Genomic DNA, 3,637 nt, shown 5'->3' on the forward strand with positions numbered 1-3,637 from the left:
CGCTCAAGGCTTTCCGCGTGGCCCCGACCGCGCGGAAAGCCTTGAGCGGCTCCAGCAGAACCTCCTGAAGCCGGGCGGGATAGGAGAGGCCGCCGCCAAGGTGATCCAGGCCGATCCGGGCGATCTCGACCGGTTCGGCGTCACCCAGGAGCAGGTTCTCAACGCGATGGGCCAGCGCGGCCAAGCCCTCGAAGCCGCCATCCCGCCGGCCGCCCTCGAGGCGATCATCCGCCGGGCGGGGCGGCCCCCGCTTCTCATACGCAACGACGCGGTGGTGCTCGCACCGCTGCCGGGCTTTCCCGGCGACATCGACGCGAGGATCAGGGCGGTCGAATCGTCGATCCCATCGGTCGGCCGGGTCGAGTTCGTCAATCACGGCACCGCCTGGGGGGGGACGGGCTGGGTCGTCGAGCAGCGGGGCACGGCCTCCATCGTCGCGACCAATCGGCACGTCGCCAAGCTCGTCGCGCGCCGCGCCCGGGACGGGAGCGGGGTGTTCCTTCGCTCGCCGGTGACCGGCGTGCGCTACGGCGCGAGGGTCGACTTCAACGAGGAGGTCGGCGCGCCGCCCGACGCGGCGCGCACCGTGGAGGTCTCGGAGGTCGCCTACCTCGCCGACGACTTCAGCGCCGACATCGCACTCCTCACGGTGAGCGCCCCGAGCGGCGCCTTCCGCATGCCCGACCCGCTCGTTCTGGCAGCGCGGGAGGCGGCGCGGGAGGAGATCGTCGCCCTCATCGGCTATCCCGCCTACGACGATCGCCACGACGGCAGCAGCGCCGCGATCGCAGCCCTGTCGAACTACTTCCGCGACCTCTACGAGGTGAAGCGCTTCGCGCCGGGCTTCCTGACGCGGGCCTTCACCGAGGGGGTCATCAGCCACGACTGCACGTCGCTCGGCGGCAACTCGGGCTCGCCGCTGATCAGCCTCGAGCAGCAGGCGGTGGTCGGGCTGCATTTCGCCGGGCTCTACGGGGTCGAAAACAGCGCCGTGAGCGTGACGACCCTCAAATCGCTGCTGAAGGGGGAGACGGTCGTGGCGGTCTCCCGTCCCGCGGAGGTGGCCGGGACGGAGAAAGCGGACGGCGTCCACACCAAGAACGACCTAGCGAACCGCGACGGGTATGACCCCACCTTCCTCGGCAAGAAGCTTCCCGTCCCGTGGCCGGTCCTGTCGGACGCGATCCAGGCGGATCTGGCGACGCCCTCGGACGCGACGGACGACCGGCCGCACGAGCTTCGCTACACGCATTTCGGCATCAAGTTCTCAGCGGCCAGGAAGCTGCCCGCCGTCACCGCCGTGAACGTCGACGGGGCAAAGGCCGTCAAGATCAAGCGGGGGGACGACCAGTGGTTCTATGACCTGCGTATCCCCAGGGAGCTCCAGCACGGCAGCAAGTCCTATCGCGACAAGCAGATCGACCGCGGCCACATGGTCCGTCGTGAAGATCCGAACTGGGGCAGGATGGCTGAGCAGGCTAATTTCGACACGTTCCACTTTACGAATTCGGCACCCCAGCATTCCGAGTTGAACCAGGGCAAGGCTCTATGGCAAGGCCTTGAGAATTATATCCTCGACAGCGCCCGGACGTATGGGTTCAAGGCCTGCATCTTCACCGGACCGGTCTTCGGAGAGGACGATCCGGAACTGGACGAGGGCATCCGCGTGCCGTTGGAGTTTTGGAAGATCGTCGCGATGGTCGATGCCGACCGCCAACGGCTGCATGCGACCGGCTACATCCTCAGCCAGGGGCAGTTGATCCGCAAGCTGCTGGAAGATCGCCGACGGACCGAGGCGGTCGAGGGCTTCGTCCTGTCTGGGTACCGTACCTTCCAGGTCGCGCTTTCCGATCTCGGATCCGCCCTCGGATACGATTTCGGTCCGTTGGTGGCAGCCGATCCGCTGACGCGAACGGCCGCTGGCCGCGAGTCGATCGCGCGGCAGCAGCCGGTTGTCATCGAACTCACCGACGGCAGCGACCTCATCCTATAGCGGTCGCGCGCACCGGGTTCGCGCCGGTTGTCGGAGGTGGGTGGCCTAGCTGGGGCGGCCCACGGCGAGAAGAGCCTGAAGCGTCTGGTCCAGCGCAACGGCTACCGTGATCGGGACTGGCAAACGCAGGCCGGCACTGTCGAACTGCGCATCCCAAAGCTGCGCAAGGGTTCATACTTTCCCGGCGTCCTGTAACCACGGCGCATGGCCGAGATGGCGCTCGCGGCCGTGATCCAACAGGCCTACATCCAAGGTATCTCGACCCCATACTTGAGCCTGCTGAAGGATCGGTGGACGACCTCGCCCTGGCGATGGGTTGGACCGACTGAGAACACGGCTTGCGCTCTCCCGAGTTTCCAGGAATCTTGGCCGTACATGGCGGTTCGCGACTAAGCGGACGCGTCGTGTCGCGCCGGGGAAGGTGAAGAAACTGCCCCACGCTGGCCGGCGGCCAGCCTCGGATGCGTAGGCTGCCGGTCGGCGTGGGACCTCACGTGCTTCGTGGTGTATCGACCCTCCGCTCCGCCGGCGGCGTGCATCCCAGGTGCGTCGAAGCCGGCACGGATGACATCGGGCGCGGTAGCCGGCGCCAAGACATCGCTGAAGTCCCCGGCCGCCGGAGCACCTGTCAAAGGTCGGGGAGCCCACTTCGGCACCGACGTGCCCGCGCCGCTGTCTCTGCAGCGCAAACGCGGACGCGCGTCCCGACGCGAGCCTGATCCGCCTCAGGTCGTGAACGATCTCCCGCGCCCGCTGCCGGTCTCCCGGGCCCAACTCGACGTACTCGAGACCTTCCTCGGTGCCGAGATCGACGCGCTTTTTCGCGACCTGCTGCCATGATGCACCCGGTCGTATCGACGGTGCCTGTCAAAGCCCCATTCGAACACGGCGCGGCGAGAGGTCTGTGGATCGCGTCCCATCCCGGCTTTGCCTCTTCCCTCGACCGACTCACCTTGCCGCCTGCTGCGTCGGAGGCTTGACCGATGAAACTGATCAACCGCTCGAACCGCCTCCTACCCGCCCGGGACGGTCAACTACGTGCCTGCCTGTACCTACGTGTCTCAACGGGCCGGCAAGCCGAGAACGACCTCTCCATCCCCGACCAGCGCAAGTCGGTGCGCGCCTACTGCACCGCCCATGGCTGGCCTGTCATCGCCGAGCATGTCGAACCCGGAGCCTCTGCCCTGGACTGATGCTGAGGGCCTGGGCCGAGCGGGACGCGCGGGTGCGGGAGGCGCTCGACGCCAATGGCATCTGGGACCGGCAGCGCGAATTGCCGATGCCGCGCCGGCTGCGCCGGGTATTCCTGATCGAGCCGGACGATGGCGCGCCGCATGCGATCGCGGACGGTCTCGCTCGCTGGCACGAACTCGGGATGATCGCGCTGATCCGGCACCCGCTCGCTTTTGAAGAGCCGGGTTCGGTGGAGGCGCTTCACCGCGCTCTCGATACCGCCCACGATCAATATGAGTGGGGCACGCTCGACGCGGTGATCGTCGAACCAGGCACCGGCTTTGCGTTCCGGTCCCTGTCGGACCCGGGGCTGGCCCAGCGGCTCTGCGAGTTCCCGGTGCCGATCCTGACGCGTCGGACGCGGCCGGGGACCCTGCTCGACGGGCTCGCTTTCCGCAGCTTCGACACCGC

The 3,637-nt window shown here is 67.6% G+C and carries 3 protein-coding genes and 2 pseudogenes; all 5 read left to right on the top strand.

Annotated features, from left to right (window positions below; all coding sequences use genetic code 11):
• Positions 1-1,993: DNA/RNA non-specific endonuclease (locus MFF42_RS25325; RefSeq protein WP_238258736.1), on the top strand; the 1,993-nt coding region annotated here is incomplete at its 5' end.
• 33 nt (positions 1,994-2,026) lie between these two features.
• Positions 2,027-2,257: pseudogene (locus MFF42_RS25330) on the top strand (transposase); the annotation flags it as partial.
• 300 nt (positions 2,258-2,557) lie between these two features.
• Positions 2,558-2,833 carry a hypothetical protein gene (locus tag MFF42_RS25335; protein WP_238258737.1) on the top strand — a complete coding sequence of 92 codons (276 nt, stop codon included), beginning with the start codon at positions 2,558-2,560 and terminating at the stop codon, positions 2,831-2,833.
• A 143-nt stretch (positions 2,834-2,976) separates the two neighbouring features.
• Positions 2,977-3,183 (top strand): annotated as a pseudogene (locus tag MFF42_RS25340) (recombinase family protein); the annotation flags it as partial.
• Positions 3,184-3,185: 2 nt separating this feature from the next.
• Positions 3,186-3,637 (top strand): hypothetical protein (locus MFF42_RS25345; protein WP_238258738.1); only part of this gene is annotated, 452 nt, incomplete at its 3' end.

The sequence above is a fragment of the Methylorubrum podarium genome (assembly GCF_022179745.1).
GTDB classification, from domain to species: domain Bacteria; phylum Pseudomonadota; class Alphaproteobacteria; order Rhizobiales; family Beijerinckiaceae; genus Methylobacterium; species Methylobacterium podarium.

Coding starts and splice junctions, on each gene's coding strand:
- MFF42_RS25335 (WP_238258737.1), top strand. CDS start 2,558: ATGACATCGGGCGCGGTAGCCGGCGCCAAGACATCGCTGAAGTCCCCG.